The following is an 18,345-nucleotide window of genomic DNA, read 5'->3' on the forward strand; positions in this document are numbered from 1 at the left end:
CACAGGCAGAATGCCGCGCGAGGAGGATTCCCATGTTCGATTTTTTCTTTCGCGGCGACAAGGTCACCGAGTCCAAGTACGCACAGCGCCTCATCGCCCGCATTCGCGAGAGCGGGCCCGCCCTGAAGCTGGTCTACGACGAGAAGAGCCACATGCTCGCCGTCGGGTCCGCGCCGGTGCAGAAGATCTTTCTCGGGAACATGTTCAAGGACTACCTGCGCGCACCGCAGGAAGAGCGCGACGGCCTCCTCACGCGCCACGCGATCAGCTGCACCGCCGCCCCCACCATGCCCGGCGCGGAGGCCGACTACGACAAGGACGTCCGCCCGCATCTCGTGCCCATCGTGCGCAGCCGCGCCAATGCCTACGCGGTGCAGGCGCTCGACCTGGCGGAATATGTCGAGGGCGCGACCACGCAGTTGAAGCAGCCCCTCCTCGTCGGCCGCCAGCTCGGTGAAGACCGCGCGATCCACCTCGCGTTCGACACCGAACACATGATGTCCCAGGTGCCGGCCTCTTCCCTTGCGGAATGGGGCGTCGATTTCGAACGCGCGCTCTCCGATGCCATGGCCAACCTGCGCGCGGCCACGGTGCCCCGGTGGGAGCCGATGGAAGGCGGCTTCTTCCGCGGCAACTGGAACGACTCCTACGATTGCTCGCGCCTGCTGCTGCCGGAGGTGTTCGCTGCGCTGCCGCTCGACGGTCAACCCGTGGCGGTGGTGCCGGCACGGCAGGACATCTTCGTGGCCAGCGACCGCAACCCGCAGGCGCAGCTTGCGATGCTGCTGCACGCACGCGAGAGGCTCGACGTGAACAACCGCTGGTGCAGCGGCAGCCTGATCGTGCTCGAAGGCGACCATTGGAAACCCTACGATTCGCCCGACGCGGCAGTGCGCCAGGCTGAGGCCACGCTGTGCAACGTCATCCTGAGCGATGCCTATGGCGCGCAGAAACCGGTGCTCGAAAAAGCCCATGCCGCCCAAGGCAACGACATCTTCGTCGCGAGCTTCATGGCCTATCAACGGCAGGACGCGAGCATCTTCAGCATCTGCACCTACAGCGAAGGCATCGAAGCCCTGCTGCCGCGCACCGACCGCGTGGTCTTCCTGGAGACGAACCCCGACGGATCGGTGAAGGAGCCGATGCTGGCCGACTTGCCTTGGCAGACGGCCCATGCCATCGCGGGACACCTGATGGAGCCGGTCGATACCTATCCGCCGCGCTTTCGCGTCAGGTCCTTCCCCGACGCATCGGTGCGCGAGCAACTGCGCGCGGCCGCCGCACGGAACGCGTCGACCGCCTGACGCCCTTACTTGGGCAGCAGCACCGCGTCGACCACGTGGATCACGCCGTTCGACTGGTAGACGTTCGGGATCGTGACCGTGGCGGTGCCGCCCTTCTCGTCGGTGAGCGTGATCTTGCCGCCCTTGCTCTTGGCGATGAGCGTGCCGCCGGCGACCGTCTTCAGTTCGGCGGAACCCTTGCCGGCCTTGATCTCTTTCTTCAGCTCGGCCGCATCGAGCTTGCCCGACACCACGTGGTAGGTCAGCACGCCGGTCAGCGCATCCTTGCTCTCGGGCTTGAGGAGCGTATCGACTGTGCCGGCCGGCAGCTTCGCGAAGGCCGCATTGGTCGGTGCGAACACGGTGAACGGACCCGGGCCCTTGAGCGTGTCGACGAGGCCCGCAGCCTTGACGGCCGCCACCAGCGTGGTGTGGTCCTTGGAGTTGACGGCGTTGTCGATGATGTCCTTGGTCGGCAGCATCGGCGCGCCGCCGACCATGACGCTGGCCGCCATCGCCGAATAGGCGCCGGCTGAAAGTGCGACGGCGAGTGTGACGGCTGCGAGGCGATGAAGTTTGCTGTGCATGAAGGTGCTCCTGTTGTGTGACGGGCACGCCGCGAAATGCGCGACGGCTGTCTTCAATACGGCGCACTGCACCCAGCAGATTCGTTGATCGATAAAAAAGAAAACGGCGCGTGATCGCGCCGAAGCCGTCATCAGAACCGGAACGAGCCCAGCGTCCGCAAGTGCGCGCGCAAATCGGAGCGTGGCGTCTTCTTCGCATAGGCCAGCGCCAGGATGAGGCCCACGCCCGTCGCGGCCGCGCCGCCCAGCACCACCGGGCTCAAGAGAAAACTCGCGATTCGCGAACGCGGCCGTTCACCGCCATTCCCCTCGCCCGAAGCCGCCCGCTCCAGCGGGGTGATGGCCCGCAGGGCGCTCGGGTTCTCTTCTCCTTCGAGGATGCCCTGCGAAATCTCCAGCGGCGTCAATTCTTCTGCAATGGGGCCCGAAAGCCGGGTGTCGTTGGCGCTCATGGGAAAGCCTTTCCTCTCAGGTTGATCTTGCGATCGAGCCTCGCCTGAGCGCGGGCCGCGGCTGCTCAGCCAGCGGCGGACATTCGCGTAGGCCAAAGACGCACGCGCCCCAGGGGCCGATCTGGAGTCAGCGTGTCATGTCTTTGTCGCTCAGAAGGCCGGGATCACCGCGCCTTTGTACTTGTCCTGGATGAACTTGCGCACCTCCGGCGTGTGCAGTGCCGCCACCAGCTTGGCGACGGCCGGCGATGCTGCGTTGTCCTTGCGCGAGGCGATGAAGTTCGCATACGGCGACTTGCGGCCGTCCTCGATGAAGAGCGCGTCCTTGCTCGGGTCGAGCTTGGCTTCGAGTGCGTAGTTGGTGTTGATGAGCGCCAGGTCCACGTCGGGCAGCGCGCGCGGCAGCTGCGCCGATTCGAGCTCGCGGATCACCAGCTTCTTCGGGTTGGAGACGATGTCGCGCGCGGTCGACTTGATGTTGCTCGGGTCCTTGAGCTTGATGAGCCCTTCGCGCGCCAGCAGCGCCAGCGCCCGGCCCGAGTTCGACGGATCGCTCGGAATCGCGACGACAGCGCCCTCGCGCAGCTCGGAAGCCTTCTTGATCTTCTGCGAGTACGCGCCGAAGGGCTCGATGTGCACGTCGCTGCCCGGCACTTCCACGATGTCGGTCTTGCGGTCCTTGTTGAAGGACTCCAGGCACGGTCGATTCTGGAAGAAGTTCGCGTCCAGCTGCTTGTCGCTCACTGCGAGGTTCGGCTGCACATAGTCGTTGAACACCTTGACCTGCAGGTCGACGCCCTGCGCCTTCAGTTGCGGACGGATGAATTCGAGGATTTCGGCGTGCGGCACCGGGGAAGCTGCCACGCGCAGCACTTCTTGCGCGTGTGCGGCGGCGCCGAGGCCGGCGATCGAAAGCGTCATCACGGACAGTGCGCGTCGGATGGAAAGCAACATGGTTCTGGATTCCCTCAGGAGACAGGTTTTGTACGTTCGCCTTCGTCGGTACGAGAAGGCGCGGGGTCGCAGGTTAGCCGCGCCGCGCCGTTGAACAAACAACGGATCGGCGCTTGCATATCTGTTTTTCGCTGGTGCTCAGCCTCTCAGCCGGCTGCGTTTTCCTGCGGCTCGCCCAGCGACAGCATCAACCGGTTGGCCCAGTTGAAGAAGGCCGCGCCGTGGATCACGTCGGCAATCGCCAGGTCGTCCAGCCCCTGCGCGCGCAACAGCTCGATGTGCTCCGGCCCGAACGCCGAAGGTGTGGCCGACAGCGCGACCGAGGCCGCGACGATCGCATTCCAGCGCTCGCCCAGGTCGGCCTTGACGCCTTCGTCCAGCAGGCGCTGCACGTCGTCCGTGCGCTGCGAGAAATGCGAGGCGAAGCGCGCATGCACCGAGGCGCAGTAGATGCACCCGTTGTAGCGCGAGGCCGCAGCCGCCGAGAGCTCGCGCTCGGCGCGCGGCAGGCCGGCTTCGGGGTTGTAGAAGATGTCCTTGTCGGTGCGGGTGCGCGCACCCAGGATGTCGGGGTCGCGCGCCAGCAGGCGGAAGTACGGCGACTTGGCGCGCGATGCGTCGACCAGTCCGGCGAAATGCCGCTCGGTCAGCTCGGCGTCGGGCAGCGGCTCCAGCCAGGGCAGCCATTCGAGCTGCGCCTGCGTGAAGGCGGTCGGGTGCGTGTTGTGGGGATGGGTCAGCGTGGATTCGGTGGTCATGGTGTGCCTCGGATTCGATCAATCGACCAGGGTGACGGGACGTTGCGCCAGCGCCTTGAGGCCGACGACGACGCGGATCTGGAAGGCGAGGAACGCCACGAGCTGCGAGAGCGTCACGACCTCGGTGCTCGTCCATCCGGCATCGAGCAGCGCCTGCAGCGCGCCCGGGCTCGCGTCGCGCGGGTGAAAGACCAAGAGGTGCGCATGCACGAGTCCGGCCGAGAGCCGCTCGCCGAGCACCGGGCGCTGCGCGGCGCCCACTGCATACGACGGACCGGGCGCGTCCTCTGCGCTGAGCGAGCCGGCTGGATAGCGCCCGTACGGCCCTTCTGCGGCGCCCCGCTGCGTTTCGATGGCGATGGCCTCGGTCACCCCGGTGCGCGCGCCCTGCCCGGCCAGCGCGTCGGCGTAGAAGCGCGCCACATCGGGCTGCCCGTGCAGTGCAGCGACGAAGGCCGCGACGGCGAAGCGGTCCGCGATCTCGAAGTTGCCGAACACGGGCGGCGTCGGCGCGAACAGCGCCAGATAGCTCTGCTGCGCGTTCGTGCGCGCCTGCTCGCGCTGCGCGCGGATCCGGTCGAGGTGACTGCCCGGCGCGATGCCGGCCAGCCGGTCGATGACGTCGGGTGCGGAAGAAGAAACAGTGGCGTTCATATGGGTGAAATCCAACCTAGAGAAGTGCAAGCGATTGAAGGTCCGACACGCCCTAGCCGCGCGTCCAGCCCAGGGCCGGCGCAACCACGGTGGCGGTCAGTTCGATGGAGCGCAGGATCGCCTCGTGCGGCGGATCGACCGAGTGCACCTGGCACACCAGGTCAGTCACGCGCGCGAGCGTGCTGTCGGCGCGCAGCGAGGCGATCACCTCGCCGGGCGAGCCGACGTGCACGTCGTAGGCAGCGATCAGTTGTTCGAGCGAGGCATCCGGGCCCGCGCGGTCCGCGAGGCCTGCCTGACCCGAGGCAGCGAAGCGGGCTGCGGAGCGGCGCAGGCCGATGTCGGCGAGGCGCAGCGCTTCCTTGCGCGTATCCGCCACGAACACGCTGCGCGAACCCACGATGCGCGGCGCGCGACCTGGCGGCAACGCGGCCAGGTACGCATCGACGATCGGGTTCTGCAGGTCGGCGAGCGAGGCATCGGTCGCGTGCGCCGGACGCGGCTGCGTGCGCGAGAGCATCAGCCCGTCGCCGGCCTCCCCCGCGCGCGCGCCGCCGCTCACCGAGAACGTGGCCTGCCAGATGCGGTCGAGCAGCCCGGAACCCGCGGGGTACAGCGTGTCGCCACCCGCGAGCGGCTGGCCGGCCCATGCCGCGCGCACCGCGGCGAGCTGACGCGCGAAGATGGCCGAGCGGTCGTTGCCATCCAGCCCGAAGGCCGCGAACGATTCGGGCGTGCCGCCGGTGCCCACGCCCACCTCGAGGCGGCCGTTCGAGAGCAGGTCCAGCACGACCGCGTCCTCGGCCACGCGCACCGCGTTTTCCAGCGGCAGCGTGACGATGCCGGTGCCCAGGCGGATGCGCTTCGTGCGCGAGGCCACGTAGGCCAGGAAGACAAACGGCGACGGCAACCCGCCCTCGTGTTCGTGAAAGTGATGCTGCGCCACCCAGGCGGAATCGAAGCCGAAGGCTTCGGCATGGGCGATCTGCGCGGCGACGAGGCGATAGCGCTCGGCGGCCGTGGCGTCGTCGAGCAGGCGGCTGAAGAAGCCGAGGCGAAGGGGTTTCGGGGAATGGGAAAGGCCGGGCATCCGGATGCAGACAAGGTGGTCGAAGAGCCTTCGAGTCTTGCCTGCGGCTGGGCAGGAGGGAAATCCGGTTTTCGTGCTTGGTTATGCGGATTGCACGTATCTGCTGAGGCGTGGCAAGTTGCGCAGATGGAACGAAAAAAGCCCGCTGTCTGTTCGACAGCGGGCTTTTCGTATTCAGCAAGGTTCGGTGGTAGGACGTACTGGATTCGAACCAGTGACCAACGGATTAAAAGTCCGCTGCTCTACCAACTGAGCTAACGTCCCGGAACCATTTTTTGCTTCTTGCCGACGTTGAATCCGGCAAAGCCAAAGATTATAGCGTGGCGTTGCTCGCGATTTTGTCGAGAACCCAACCTGCTGCACATTGTCCGAAAGTGGCCGTGACGCTGACGACCGAGCCGTAGCCATGGCAATTGAGCGAACCGTCGCCTTCGATCGCGCAGGACGCATCGGGTGGCGCGACGCTTTCGCGGCTGAAGACGCAGGTCACGCCGATCTTCTTGCCTTCGCGTGGCGCACCATGGTCCTTGCGCAGGCGCTGGCGAAGCTGTGCGAGCAGCGGGTCATGCGTGACCAGCGAAAGATCGTCGATATCGACCTTGTGCGCCTGCCGCTTGCCACCCGCCGCTCCCACCGTGATGAACGCAGCGCGCGATGCGCGTGCCCACGCGGCCATGGTCAGCTTGGCCTTCACCTGGTCGCAGGCGTCGATGACGGCGGTGGCCGGGCCGTTCGCGGCCTGTGCCGCATCGAGCAGTGCGGTCCAGTTGCCGGGCTCCACGAACTCGTCGAGCGCGAGCACCTTGCAGTCGGGATTGATCTGCGCAATGCGGTCGCGCATGGCCTCGACCTTGGCCTGCCCCACGGTCGCCTCGAGTGCGTGGATCTGCCGGTTGATGTTCGACTCCGACACATGGTCCAGATCGACCAGCGTCAGCCGCCCCACCCCGCTGCGCGCCAGGGCCTCCACCGCCCACGAGCCCACGCCGCCGATGCCGGCGACCAGCACATGGGCGTTGCGGATGCGCGCGGCACCGGCCACGCCATAGAGCCGCTCGAGGCCGCCGAAGCGGCGCACAAAGTCAGGCGCCGCGGTGTCGGTGACGACATCCGCGGCGACGGGTGTCAACGCTGCAGGAAGGGTGGCGCTCAAGCGGAGGGCTCCGCCGGCACTAGCGCAGGCGCGAGAGACGCTCGCGGCCCGCCTGTGCAGCCTCGGACTGCGGATAGGCCTTGGCGAGGTCTTCCAGCGTGCGGCGTGCCGCGCGCGTGTCCTTCAGCTCGATCTGGCAGTTCGCGATCGACAGCACGGCCTCGGGGGCCTTGGCGTGATCGGGCGCGAGCGAGAGCATCGAGCGGAAGTTCGCGATGGCCTCGTTGTAGTTGCGCGTGGCGTACTGCGCATTGCCAAGCCAGAACAGCGCCGAGGCGTTGTAGCCGCTTTGCGGATAGCGCTTCACGAATTCGGCGAAGGCAGTCTGCGACTGCGCGAACTGGCCGGCACGGAAGATGCCGAGTGCAGCTTCGAAGTCGGCCTTCTCCTTGGGATCGGCATTGAACTCGCGGCCGTCGACGGTCACCTTGGACGGCTCGTTCTGCTTGAGCTTGTCGTCGATGGTGGTCTGGCGCGACTGCATTTCGCTCAGCGTGCGCGTAAGCTGCTCGTTCTGGCCGGTCATGCGCGCCAGGTCACCGCGCATCTGCTCGATCTGGTTCTGCAGGTCGAGCAGGCTGCGGCGCAACTGGCCGTTCTCATCGGTCAGCCGCTGGTCGGTTTGCTGACGCATCGCCTCGACGCGCTGGCGCAGGTCGAGGATGGCCTTGCGAGCCTCGTCATCCTCGAACAACGCGGCCTGCGATCCCATCGAGACGCAAAGCAGGGCGGCAGCCAGCGCCGCGCCCCGCAGCAAGGCGCGTGGCATCACCGGGTGTAGCGGATTTCAGCGCGGCGGTTCTGTGCCCACGCCTCTTCACCGCCACCCTGGACGGCCGGCTTTTCCTTGCCGAAGCTCACGGCTTCGATCTGGCTGTCGTTCACGCCCAGCAGGGTCAGTGCACGACGAACGGCTTCGGCGCGCTTCTGGCCGAGGGCCAGGTTGTACTCACGGCCACCGCGCTCATCGGTATGACCTTCGATCGAGATGCGACGCTGCGGAGCGCTCTTCAGGAAGCGGGCGTGGCCGTCGATGATCGACTGGAACTCGGGCTTGACCGTGTAGCTGTCGTAGTCGAAGTACACGATGCGTGCCACACCGACCGGGCCTTGTGCCGTGGCCGCGCTCTGGTCGGCGTTGACCGGCGTCACCGTGCTGGCGCCGCCGCCCGGCTGGGCCGTGGTACCGCGGCCGTCGGTGACGGGCGTTTCGTTGAGCTTCGTGCCCGACGAACAGCCAGCGATGAGAGCCACGATGGCCAGCGAATAAATTGTGCGTTTCAACATTACGAACTCCTCAAATAAACCTAATCATTGCTTTTGAAACGGACCCCAGTCCGGTTCCCTGATGTCTCCCGCCTGTCCCGCCAGTCGTGCCTTTATTTTTCCGTCGAGCGTGGTCGTCATGAGGGCTTCGCGGCCTTGCAGGTGCGTGGCGTAGACGATCAGCTTGCTATTGGGGGCAAAACTCGGACTCTCGTCGGCGTTGGTGTCCGTGATGGACGCCACATTGCCAGTCGCCAATTCCATTACCTGGAGTTTGAAGGCGCCGCCGATGCGCGAGATGTAGGCCAACCACCGGCCATCGCCGCTGACGGACGGAGAAATGTTGTAGGTGCCGCTGAAGGTGACGCGGGTCGGATTGCCGCCGCTGGCACTCATCTTGTAGATCTGGGGAGCGCCGCCGCGATCGCTCACGAAGTAGATCGTGCCGCCGTCTGCCGAATACACCGGCTCGGTGTCGATGCTCGCGCTCTGGGTCAGCCGGCGCGGTTCACCGCCGCTGGCCGGGATCGTGTAGAGCTGCGAGCCGCCGTCGCGGCTGAGCGTGACGGCCAGCGAATTGCCGTCCGGTGCCCAGGCCGGGGCGCTGTTCGAACCCTTGAAGTTCGCCAGCAGGCGGCGCTGTCCGCTGGCCACGTTGTGCACGTAGACCACGGGCTTGCGCGATTCGAAGGACACGTACGCCAGTTGCTGGCCGTTGGACGACCAGCAGGGAGAGATGATCGGCTCGGGGCTGGCGAGCGCAGCCTGGGCGTTCTCGCCGTCGGCATCGGCCACCCACAGCGAGTAGCGGCTGCCGCCCTTGGTGACGTAGGCGATGCGGGTCGAGAAGATGCCCTTCTCGCCGGTCAGCTTTTCATAGACGAAGTCGGCGATGCGGTGCGAGGCCAGGCGCAGGTCGCCCTGCGGCACGGTGTAGCTCTGGCCACCGAGATCCTGCCCCTTGACCACGTCCCACAGGCGGAACTTCACGTCGAAGCGGCCATCGGCGAGCCGCGTGACGCTGCCCACCACCAGCGAGTCGGCGGTGCGCTGGCGCCACAGCGACAGGTCGGGGCGCGAAGCCTCGTCCAGCGCCTGGCCCGAGGCATCGACGCCGCGGAACTGGCCACTGCGTTCCAGGTCGGCCTGGACGATGTCAGAGATCTTCTGGGGCGATGAATCCTGGCCCTTGAACGGCACCAGCGCGATTGGCAATTGCGTCAGCCCGACGCCCGACACTTCGACCCGAAACTGGGCCAGTGCAGGAAGCATGGGGGTGGCAGCAAGGGCCGCAATGAGCGTGCGGCGTGCAAATAGCGATGAAGAAGGAGTTGGAATAGGAGTTGTCAACGGCTTGTTCATGCGGTTCGGAGAGGTTTTCGGACGAAAAGTTTCTGTCCGACGCAAGGGGCCACATGTTACACACTGGCCCGGTGTCCCCGTCACAAAACGTTTATCCAGCGGCGCGGTCCTACACGACTCCTGCGAAGAGCCAGCCTCGGGGCGACCCGTAGAATCCGCCGCCATGCAAGCATCCCCTGGCAGCGAGACCGCGCGCCCTCCCCTGATGCGCCGTCTGGCGCGCCTGATGACCTGGTTCGGCAGCTCGCGCAAATGGTGGGCCGTGGGCCTCTGCGGGGCCATGCTGGCGGCGATCACCGAGCCGCTGATGGCGGCCCTTCTGAAGCCGCTGCTCGACCGGGGCTTCACCCGCGGCGAGATGCCGCTGTGGTTCGTGCCTGCCGCCGTGCTGATGCTGTTCGCCGTGCGCGGCATCGCGCAATTCATCTCTCAATACGCGCTCTCGCGCATCGCCAACGAAGGCATGCAGAAGCTGCGCCGGGTGCTGTTCGAGCGCCTGCTCGGCGCCGAGCTCGCCTTGTTCACGCGCCAGTCGGCGAGTGCCCTGTCAAACACGGTGGTGTACGAAGTGCAGACCGGCGCGATGCTGCTGGTGCAGGCGCTGCTCGGGCTTTCACGCGACGGCTTCACGCTGATTGCGCTGCTGGGCTACCTGGTCTATCTGAACTGGAAGCTGACGCTGATCGTCGCCTTCCTCGTGCCGAGCATCTCGTGGATCATGAAGGTGTTCTCCAAGCGCCTCTACAAGCTCACGCAGCAAGGCCAGCAGGCGACCGACGAGCTGGCCTACGTGGTCGAGGAAAACGTGCTCGCCCACCGCGTGGTGCGCCTGCACGGCGCCGAGCAGGCCCAGGAGCGCCGCTTCGAGCAACTGAGCCAGCGCCTCAATCGCCTGGCCGTGAAATCGACCATCGCCCAGGCCGCCACCACGCCACTCACGCAGATGATGGCCTCGCTCGCGCTGTCGATCGTGGTGATGATCGCCCTCTGGCAAAGCGGCAAGCAGGGCTTCACCGTGGGCGGATTCGTCGCCTACATCACGGCGATGCTGATGCTGATCGCGCCGATCCGGCGCCTGGCCGAAGTCGCCGGCCCGATCACGCGCGGGCTTGCCGCACTCGAACGCGGCCTGATCCTGGTCGACGAGGTCGCGCCCGAATCGCAGGGCAGCTTCGAGCTCGCGCACGCCGATGGCCACATCGAGTTGCGCAATGTGCAGGTCAGCTACCGCGGCGACGACGAGCAGCGCGCGCTCGACGGGGTGAGCCTCACCATCGAGCCCGGCCAGGTCGTGGCCTTCGTCGGGCCTTCGGGTTCGGGCAAGACCACGCTGGTCAACCTGCTGCCGCGCTTCGTGCAGCCCAGCGGCGGGCAGGTGCTGCTCGATGGGCACGACACCAGCGAGTGGCAATTGAAGAGCCTGCGCGCGCAGTTCGCGATGGTGAGCCAGGACGTGGTCATGCTCAACGACACGCTGGCAGCCAACGTGGCGCTGGGTTCGGAGATCGACCGCGAGCGTGTCAACGAATGCCTGGTGGCCGCCAACCTGAGCGCCCACGTCGAGAACCTGCCGCAAGGCATGGACACGGTGCTGGGCCATAACGCCACGCAGCTCTCGGGCGGACAGCGCCAGCGCCTCGCCATTGCGCGTGCGCTCTACAAGAACGCGCCCGTGCTGCTGCTCGACGAAGCCACCTCGGCGCTCGACACCGAATCGGAACGGCTGGTGCAGGACGCCCTGCAGCGCCTGATGCAGAACCGCACCACGTTGATCGTTGCTCACCGCCTCTCGACCATCCAGCATGCCGACCGCATCATCGTGATGGAGCAAGGCCGCATTGCAGAGCAAGGCAGCCACGCGCAGCTGATGGCACTGGACGGGCTCTATGCCCGCCTGCAGACGCTGGCAGTGCGCAGCGCGACGCCGGGGCAAGACCCGACGCTCTGAGTCGCTCTCAGAGCAGCACGATGTCGTACTGGCCCTGCCCGATGGCGGGCTCGGACTGCAGCGAAATCGGCTTGCCGATGAAGTCGCTCAATCCCGCCAGGTGCTGGCTTTCCTCGTCGAGGAAGAGCTCGATCACCTGCGGCGACGACACGATCCGGAACTCGCGCGGCGTGAACTGCCGGGCTTCTCGCAGGATCTCGCGCATCACGTCGTAGGCCACGCTGCGCGCGGTCTTCACGATGCCCTGCCCGCCGCAGGCCGCGCACGGTTCGCACAGCATGTGGGCCAGCGATTCGCGCGTGCGCTTGCGCGTCATCTCGACCAGCCCGAGCTGCGAGAAGCCGCCGGCCGTGGTCTTGACCCGGTCCCGCGCCAGCTGCTTGCGAAACTCCGCCAGCACCTGCTCGCGGTGGTCGTCGCGCCCCATGTCGATGAAGTCGACGATGATGATCCCGCCCAGGTTGCGCAGCCGCAGCTGCCGCGCAATCGCCTGCGCCGCCTCGAGATTCGTCTTGAAGATCGTGTCGTCGAAATTGCGCGCACCGACGAAGCCGCCGGTGTTCACGTCCACCGTGGTCAGCGCCTCGGTCTGGTCGACCACGAGGTAGCCGCCCGACTTGAGCTCGACGCGCCGGCCCAGTGCCTTGGCAATTTCCTCGTCCACCGAATACAGGTCGAAGATCGGCCGCTCGCCCTTGTAGTGCTGCAGCTTGCCCGCCGCCTGCGGCATGAATTCGAGACCGAACTTCAGCAGCACCTCGAACTGCTCGCGCGAGTCGATGCGGATGGTCTGCGTGTCTTCACTGGTCATGTCGCGCAGCACGCGCTGCAGCAGGCTCAGGTCCTGGTGCAGCAGCGACATCGCGGGCAGCTTGCTCGACGCGTCGCGGATGCGCGACCAGGTCTTGCGCAGGTAGCCGATGTCTTCGGCCAGCTCGGCGTCGGACGAATCCTCGCCGTTGGTGCGCAGGATGAAGCCGCCGGTATTGGCCGGCACCACGCCGCCACTGTCGGCAGCCGCGGCCGCTTCGATCAGCGTCAGCATGCGCGTGCGCAGCGACTCGCGCTGCTCCGAAGGAATCTTCTGCGACACGCCGATGTGGTTGTCCTGCGGCAGGAACACCAGCAGCCGTCCGGCGATGCTGATCTGCGTCGACAGCCGTGCACCCTTGGTGCCGATCGGGTCCTTGATCACCTGCACCAGCAGCGACTGTCCTTCGAACACCTGCTTTTCGATCGGCACCATCGGGCCGCCGTTGCGGTGGTCGCGCTCGGGTGTCGGCGCGCTGGGCCGCGAGCCCGGCGTGAACGGCGCGACGATGTCGGCCACGTGCAGGAAGGCCGTGCGCTCCAGGCCGATGTCGATGAAGGCCGACTGCATGCCCGGCAGCACGCGCGAGACCTTGCCCAGGTAGATGTTGCCGACCAGCCCGCGCTCCAGCGTGCGTTCGACGTGCAGTTCTTGCACCGCGCCGTGCTCGACCAGCGCCACACGGGTCTCTTGCGGGGACCAGTTGATCAGGATGTCTTGCATGGAATTCTTAAGTATTGAAACCAGCGCTGCGAAGCAATTGCGCGGTCTCGAACATCGGGAGTCCCATGATGCCCGAATAGGACCCGCTGATGTGCTCGATGAAGGCGGCGGCCGCGCCCTGAATCGCATAGGCCCCGGCCTTGCCGAGCGGCTCGCCGCTGGCGGCATAGCCGGCGATCTGCTTCTTCGTGATGGTGGCGAAGCGCACGCGCGACACACTGAGTGCCGCATGGCGGCGACGGCCGTGCTGCAGCGCCACTGCGGTCAGCACGCGGTGGGTGCTGCCGGACAGGAGCGCGAGCATGCGCTCGGCGTCGCGCGCGTCTTCGGGTTTGCCGAGGATGGTGCGGCCGAGTGCGACCGTGGTGTCGGCGCAGAGCACGGGCGCGTCGGCCAGGCCGAGGCGCTTGCGTCGTGCGACAGCGGCATCGAGCTTGAGGGCTGTCACGCGTTGCACATACGCCGTCGGCGACTCGTTGGGCCACACGACTTCGAGCGACTCGGCGTCTTCGTCGGGAGTGGCCAGCAGCAGCTCATGGCGAACGCCGAGTTGGCCGAGCAGTTGGGCGCGGCGTGGGCTTTGCGACGCGAGGTAGATGAAGTCGGGCAAGTTCAAGGCTCCGTGAAGTTCCAGACCAGTCCATGCGGCAGACGCGCAGGTCCGAACAGAAAGTGAAGAACGCGCCGGCGGACGGGAGTCCGGGCGCGAGAAGAAGCGTGCAGCAGCAACGGACGCATGGCGAGGGCATCGCCGCGTGCGGCGGCACAGGTCACTTCACCGTGAAGATCGCGCAGGGCTCGTGCTTCTGCGTCGCCAAGCCGGCCCACACGGTGGCTGCCTGGCACCACGCGCAGCGGCCCTGCATCGACACCGCAGTCGTCCAGATGCACACGCACAGCGAGCAATGATTCCAGCACTTCGACCGGCGGCCGAACGTAGCGCTCGCCTTCCTTGATGGAAACCGGCAGCGCCGCGTCGGGCGGGCTCGCCGACGCAGGAATCGATGTGTCCTGGTGCAGTGCGACCAGCCAGTTCCTGTCGGCGGTCTTGTCGAACAGGGTGCACTGCACGGCCACCGATGCGGCGTCCAGCAGGCCGGCTTCGACGAGCCGGGCCTTGAGCAGCGCCGCCATGTCACGGCATTGCGGCTGCGTCAGCAGGCTCCTGCTTCCGACCGCGCCCTGTAGCCACGGCTCGAGCGACCCTGCAACCTCCTCCAGATACCTGGTCTGCAGCAACGCGGGCAGAAGCGCGTAGCCCGCCTCTTCGAGCAAGGCGACCGGCCCGGTCATTCCCGGTGGTATGGATGGCCTGCGTTGACCGACCACGCCCGGTACAGCTGCTCGACCAGCAGCACCCGCGCCATCGCATGCGGCAGGGTCAGGTCCGAGAGGCGGATGCGTTCATGCGCCGCGGCCTTGAAGGCAGGGTCGAGGCCGTCGGGTCCGCCGATGACGAGGGCCACGTCGTCGCCCTCGCCTTGCCAGGCCTGCAAGCGCGCCGCGAGCGCCTTGGTGGTGAGTGCGGTGCCGCGCTCATCGAGCGCCACGATGCGCATGCCGCGAGCGATGGCACCCTCGATGCGTTCGCGTTCGGCGGCGTAGAGCATCTCCAATGACTTGGAGCCGCGGGGTTCGGTCTTGACGGCGCGCAACTCGAGCTTGAGCTCGGGCGGGAAGCGCTTGGCGTAGTCGTCCCAGGCAGTCTGCGCCCAGTCGGGCATGCGCTGCCCGACGGCGACCACCAGCAGCTTCATGCGCGGCGGGCTGGCGCCTTCTTGGCAGGCGCCTTCTTTGCCGCTGGCTTCTTTGCGGCGGGCTTGCCGATGACCTTGACCGGCGTGCGCGCGGTGGTCGAGGTCTTCTTGGCGGGTGCCTTCTTCGCAGCCGTTTTTCTTGCGGGCGAGCGACGGGCCTTCTCTTCCCTGGCTTCCTGCTCGGCGGCCTTGACCGCGGTCTTGGCAGCGCTTGCGCGGCGCAGCGACGGCTCCTTGGCGGCGGGCTTTTTCTTCTTCTCGCCCGCGTCTTCCGTGCTCGACGAGGTGCTGGCGGCAGGCTTGGCGCCGCCGAGCTTGGCGCGCACCGGCTTGTCGCCCCAGATCTCTTCGAGGTGGTAGTACTGGCGGATGGCGGGCTGCATGATGTGCGCCACGGCCGCGCCGCAGTCCACGATGATCCACTCGCCGTTGTCCTCGCCCTCGATGCGCGGCTTGCCGAAGCCGGCTTCGCGCACCGCGTCGCGCACGCTGGCGGCGAGCGCCTTGGTCTGGCGGTTCGAGGTGCCCGACGCGACGATCACGCGCTCGAACAGCGGCGATAGATGCTCTGTGTCGAATACCTGGATGTCCTGCGCCTTGACGTCTTCGAGACCATCGATGATGGCTCGCTGGAGTTTCTGGGTGTCTTTCTTGGCGGCGGCTTCAGTGGTCATCAGGCAGAGCGGTAGAGGTGGTGTTGGTCAATATAGCGTGCAACCGTGGGCGGAACCAGCGAGGAAATGTCCACGCCCAGTGCAGCGCGCCGCCGAATCTCGGTGGCGCTGGTGTCCATGGCAGGCAGTTCTAGCGCCTCGAAACGCGCGCCAGCCGGGAGGTTGGGCAGCATGTTCGGATCAAAACGGGCAATGCCGCCCGTCGATAGTGCGCGATACGCTACAGAAACGATAGCAATGCCGAGTATAGCCTGCCAGCCGTGCCAGCTCGGCAACGCGCTCGCCTGGTCGGCGCCCATGATCAGAACCAGTTGGGCGCCAGGCTGCTCTTTCTGCAGTTCGTGCAGGGTGTCCAGTGTGTAGGTCGGGCCGTCGCGCAACACTTCGCGGCTGTCGATGACGACCTTGCCCTTCAAGTCGCCGAAGGCCAATCGCGTCATCGCGAGGCGGTCTTCCTTCGACGTGAGCGTGCGGCTCTTGTGCCAAGCCTGCCCCGTCGGAATGACATGAAGCTCGGCCAGGTCGAGTTGCGCCAGCGCGGCTTCGGCCAGTGCGACATGGGCGTTGTGCGGCGGATCGAAAGCGCCGCCGAAAACGCCGATGCGCGGGGCCTTGCCGGAAGAATTCACAACCAGTCGCGCCGCGGGAGGAAGTCGCTGTACAGCGCGGCTTCGGGGCTGCCGGGTTCGGGCTGCTGGCGGTAGGCCCAGCTTGCGAGCGGTGGCATCGACAGCAGGATCGATTCGGTGCGTCCGCCCGACTGCAGTCCGAAATGCGTGCCGCGGTCCCACACGAGATTGAACTCGACGTAGCGGCCGCGCCGGTACAGCTGGAATTCACGCTCGCGTTCGTCGTAGTGCGTGTGGCGGCGGCGCTCGACCAGCGGCAGGTAGGCCGGCAAGAAGGCATCGCCGACCGAGCGGATCAGCGAGAAGCCGTTTTCGAAACCGCCCTCGGCGAAATCGTCGAAGAAGATGCCGCCGATGCCGCGCTGCTCGTTGCGGTGCTTGAGGAAGAAATACTCGTCGCACCAGGTCTTGAAGCGCGGGTACTTGTCGTCGCCGAAGGGCGCGAGCGCATCGCGGCACACAGTGTGGAAGTGCACCGCGTCTTCCTCGAAGCCGTAGCACGGCGTCAAGTCCATGCCGCCGCCGAACCAGCAGACCGGCTCGCCGCCCTCGGGCAGCGCGGCCAGCATGCGCACGTTCATGTGGACGATCGGCACGTACGGATTGCGCGGATGGAACACCAGCGACACGCCCATCGCCTCGAACGGCGCACCTGCGAGTTCAGGCCGGTTCTGCGTGGCCGAAGGCGGCAGCTTGGGCCCGCGCACCTGCGAGAAGCCGCAGCCTGCGCGCTCGAACAGCGCTCCGCCTTCGAGGATGCAGGTCAGGCCATTGCCCTGCAACTGCTCGCCCGGCGCCTTGTGCCAGGCATCGTGCAGGCAGGTGCCACCGTCGGCCTTCTCGACCGCCGCGATGATCGACTGCTGCAGTCCGCGCAGGTGGCTGCCGACTGCCGCGGGGTTCGTCTGCTGCATCAGGCTTGGGGGGCGTTGCGCGCATGCACTGCGCGGAATCCGATGTCCTTGCGGTATTGCGCGCCGTCGAACCGCACGCGCGCTGCGACCTCGTAGGCGCGCTGCTGCGCGAGCTTCACGCTGTCGGCCAGCACGGTCACGCAGAGCACGCGGCCGCCGCTGGTCTTGAGTTCGCCGTCCTGCATGGTCGTTCCGGCATGGAACACCACGGCGTCTGGCGCCTCGGCGGGAATACCGGTGATGCGGTCGCCCTTGCGCGGCGAGAGCGGATAACCGTGCGCCGCCATCACCACGCCGAGCGCGACACGCCGGTCCCATTGCAGCTCGACCTGGTCGAGCGTGCCGTCGGTGGCGTGCCAGAACACTTCGAACAGGTCGGACTTCAGCCGCATCATGATCGGCTGCGTCTCGGGGTCGCCCATGCGGCAATTGAATTCGAGCGTCTTCGGATGGCCGGAGGCGTCGATCATCAGGCCGGCATAAAGGAAGCCGGTGTAAGGGATGCCGTCCTTTTCCATGCCGCGGATGGTCGGCAGGATGATCTCGCGCATCGCGCGTGCATGCACCTCGGCCGTGACCACGGGTGCTGGCGAATACGCGCCCATGCCACCGGTGTTGGGACCTTCGTCGCCGTCGAGCAGGCGCTTGTGGTCCTGGCTGGTGGCGAGCGCGGTGACGTTCTTGCCGTCGCACAGCACGATGAAACTGGCTTCTTCGCCCTGCAGGAATTCCTCGATGACCACGCGCGCGCCGCCGTCGTTGTGCGACACGCCGAACTTGTTGTCGACCAGCATGAAGTCGACGGCCTCATGCGCTTCTTCGGCCGTCATGGCAACGACCACGCCCTTGCCGGCCGCCAGGCCATCGGCCTTGACAACGATCGGCGCGCCCTTGGCGTCGATGTAGGCATGCGCTGCAGCGGCGTCAGTGAAGGCTTCGTATTCGGCCGTCGGGATCTTGTGGCGCTTCATGAACGCCTTGGAGAACGCCTTGGAGCTCTCCAGCTGCGCAGCCGCCTGCGTCGGGCCGAAGATGCGCAGCCCATGCGCGCGAAATTCATCGACCACGCCCGCAGCGAGCGGCGCCTCGGGGCCGACCACGGTCAGCGAGATCTTTTCCTTGGTGGCCCACTCGCGCAGTGCGGCGGGCTCGGTGATGTCGATGCAGTCGTAGCGCTCGTCGCTCACGGTGCCGCCGTTGCCCGGCGCCACGTAGACGCGGCTCACGCGGCTGGCCTGCGCCAGGCGCCATGCCAAGGCGTGTTCACGGCCCCCTCCCCCAATAACCAGTACCTTCATTCGTGGGCCTTCTTCATTTGCTGCGGATCAAT

At 66.7% G+C, this 18,345-nt stretch carries 20 protein-coding genes and 1 tRNA gene; 2 read left to right on the top strand and 19 right to left on the bottom strand.

The genetic code is table 11. From position 1 onward, the window contains the following. The first annotated feature begins 32 nt into the window (after positions 1-32). On the top strand, positions 33-1,304 hold the full coding sequence (locus tag GNX71_RS17790; RefSeq protein WP_206173545.1) for a hypothetical protein: 1,272 nt from the start codon (positions 33-35) through the stop codon (positions 1,302-1,304). Between the two features lie 5 nt (positions 1,305-1,309). Here the strand turns inward: GNX71_RS17790 and GNX71_RS17795 are convergent, their stop codons facing one another. The 11 genes from GNX71_RS17795 to tolB form a co-directional block, all read right to left on the bottom strand. Continuing rightward, entirely contained in the window at positions 1,310-1,870 is a 561-nt protein-coding gene (locus GNX71_RS17795) for a fasciclin domain-containing protein (RefSeq protein WP_206173546.1), read from the bottom strand. Positions 1,871-2,001: 131 nt separating this feature from the next. Further along, positions 2,002-2,322: a hypothetical protein gene (locus tag GNX71_RS17800; protein WP_206173547.1), complete on the bottom strand. Its 321-nt coding sequence runs from the start codon at positions 2,320-2,322 to the stop codon at positions 2,002-2,004. A 150-nt stretch (positions 2,323-2,472) separates the two neighbouring features. Beyond that, on the bottom strand, positions 2,473-3,276 hold the full coding sequence (locus tag GNX71_RS17805) for a MetQ/NlpA family ABC transporter substrate-binding protein (RefSeq protein ID WP_206173548.1): 804 nt from the start codon (positions 3,274-3,276) through the stop codon (positions 2,473-2,475). Positions 3,277-3,422: 146 nt separating this feature from the next. Beyond that, complete coding sequence (locus GNX71_RS17810; protein WP_206173549.1) at positions 3,423-4,034, bottom strand: alkylhydroperoxidase domain protein; 612 nt, start codon at positions 4,032-4,034, stop codon at positions 3,423-3,425. Between the two features lie 18 nt (positions 4,035-4,052). After that, positions 4,053-4,688 (bottom strand): CMD domain protein, encoded by a 636-nt coding sequence (locus GNX71_RS17815; RefSeq protein ID WP_206173550.1) that lies wholly within the window; start codon positions 4,686-4,688, stop codon positions 4,053-4,055. Between the two features lie 52 nt (positions 4,689-4,740). Further along, positions 4,741-5,778 carry a putative FMN-dependent luciferase-like monooxygenase gene (locus GNX71_RS17820; RefSeq protein ID WP_206173551.1) on the bottom strand — a complete coding sequence of 346 codons (1,038 nt, stop codon included), beginning with the start codon at positions 5,776-5,778 and terminating at the stop codon, positions 4,741-4,743. A 188-nt stretch (positions 5,779-5,966) separates the two neighbouring features. Then, positions 5,967-6,042 (bottom strand) — tRNA-Lys (locus GNX71_RS17825). A gap of 49 nt (positions 6,043-6,091) precedes the next feature. Further along, entirely contained in the window at positions 6,092-6,907 is an 816-nt protein-coding gene (locus tag GNX71_RS17830) for a tRNA threonylcarbamoyladenosine dehydratase (protein ID WP_241027330.1), read from the bottom strand. Between the two features lie 43 nt (positions 6,908-6,950). Further along, complete coding sequence (gene ybgF / locus GNX71_RS17835; RefSeq protein WP_206173553.1) at positions 6,951-7,700, bottom strand: tol-pal system protein YbgF; 750 nt, start codon at positions 7,698-7,700, stop codon at positions 6,951-6,953. Then, positions 7,700-8,218 carry a peptidoglycan-associated lipoprotein Pal gene (pal, locus tag GNX71_RS17840; RefSeq protein ID WP_206173554.1) on the bottom strand — a complete coding sequence of 173 codons (519 nt, stop codon included), beginning with the start codon at positions 8,216-8,218 and terminating at the stop codon, positions 7,700-7,702. The genes ybgF and pal overlap by 1 nt, the downstream gene beginning before the upstream one ends. Positions 8,219-8,242: 24 nt before the next feature. Beyond that, positions 8,243-9,469, bottom strand: a complete 1,227-nt coding sequence (gene tolB, locus GNX71_RS17845; RefSeq protein ID WP_241026969.1) for a Tol-Pal system beta propeller repeat protein TolB — start codon at positions 9,467-9,469, stop codon at positions 8,243-8,245. A 253-nt stretch (positions 9,470-9,722) separates the two neighbouring features. Here tolB and msbA point away from each other — a divergent pair, with 253 nt between their 5' ends. Continuing rightward, positions 9,723-11,507 (top strand): lipid A export permease/ATP-binding protein MsbA, encoded by a 1,785-nt coding sequence (msbA, locus tag GNX71_RS17850; protein ID WP_206173556.1) that lies wholly within the window; start codon positions 9,723-9,725, stop codon positions 11,505-11,507. 7 nt (positions 11,508-11,514) lie between these two features. Here msbA and rng read toward each other — a convergent pair whose 3' ends face one another. The 8 genes from rng to purD are packed head-to-tail and all read right to left on the bottom strand — an operon-like array spanning position 11,515 to position 18,313. Next, entirely contained in the window at positions 11,515-13,041 is a 1,527-nt protein-coding gene (gene rng, locus GNX71_RS17855; RefSeq protein WP_206173557.1) for a ribonuclease G, read from the bottom strand. Positions 13,042-13,048: 7 nt separating this feature from the next. Then, complete coding sequence (locus tag GNX71_RS17860; protein ID WP_206173558.1) at positions 13,049-13,651, bottom strand: Maf family nucleotide pyrophosphatase; 603 nt, start codon at positions 13,649-13,651, stop codon at positions 13,049-13,051. Positions 13,652-13,653: 2 nt separating this feature from the next. Beyond that, positions 13,654-14,334, bottom strand: a complete 681-nt coding sequence (locus GNX71_RS17865; protein WP_206173559.1) for a phytanoyl-CoA dioxygenase family protein — start codon at positions 14,332-14,334, stop codon at positions 13,654-13,656. Further along, positions 14,331-14,798, bottom strand: a complete 468-nt coding sequence (rlmH, locus tag GNX71_RS17870) for a 23S rRNA (pseudouridine(1915)-N(3))-methyltransferase RlmH (protein WP_206173560.1) — start codon at positions 14,796-14,798, stop codon at positions 14,331-14,333. Before rlmH ends, GNX71_RS17865 begins: the two co-directional genes overlap by 4 nt. Beyond that, on the bottom strand, positions 14,795-15,472 hold the full coding sequence (gene rsfS, locus GNX71_RS17875; protein ID WP_206173561.1) for a ribosome silencing factor: 678 nt from the start codon (positions 15,470-15,472) through the stop codon (positions 14,795-14,797). The genes rlmH and rsfS overlap by 4 nt, the downstream gene beginning before the upstream one ends. Beyond that, complete coding sequence (gene nadD, locus GNX71_RS17880) at positions 15,472-16,101, bottom strand: nicotinate (nicotinamide) nucleotide adenylyltransferase (protein WP_206173562.1); 630 nt, start codon at positions 16,099-16,101, stop codon at positions 15,472-15,474. Before nadD ends, rsfS begins: the two co-directional genes overlap by 1 nt. Then, a complete protein-coding gene (gene hemF / locus GNX71_RS17885; protein WP_206173563.1) occupies positions 16,098-17,015 on the bottom strand; it encodes an oxygen-dependent coproporphyrinogen oxidase in 918 nt (305 codons plus the stop codon). The genes nadD and hemF overlap by 4 nt, the downstream gene beginning before the upstream one ends. Further along, positions 17,015-18,313, bottom strand: coding sequence for a phosphoribosylamine--glycine ligase (gene purD / locus GNX71_RS17890; protein WP_206173564.1), 1,299 nt, complete (start codon positions 18,311-18,313; stop codon positions 17,015-17,017). The genes hemF and purD overlap by 1 nt, the downstream gene beginning before the upstream one ends. Between the last annotated feature and the right edge of the window lie 32 nt (positions 18,314-18,345).

It is taken from the genome of Variovorax sp. RKNM96 (assembly GCF_017161115.1).
In the GTDB taxonomy this organism is placed as follows: domain Bacteria; phylum Pseudomonadota; class Gammaproteobacteria; order Burkholderiales; family Burkholderiaceae_C; genus Variovorax.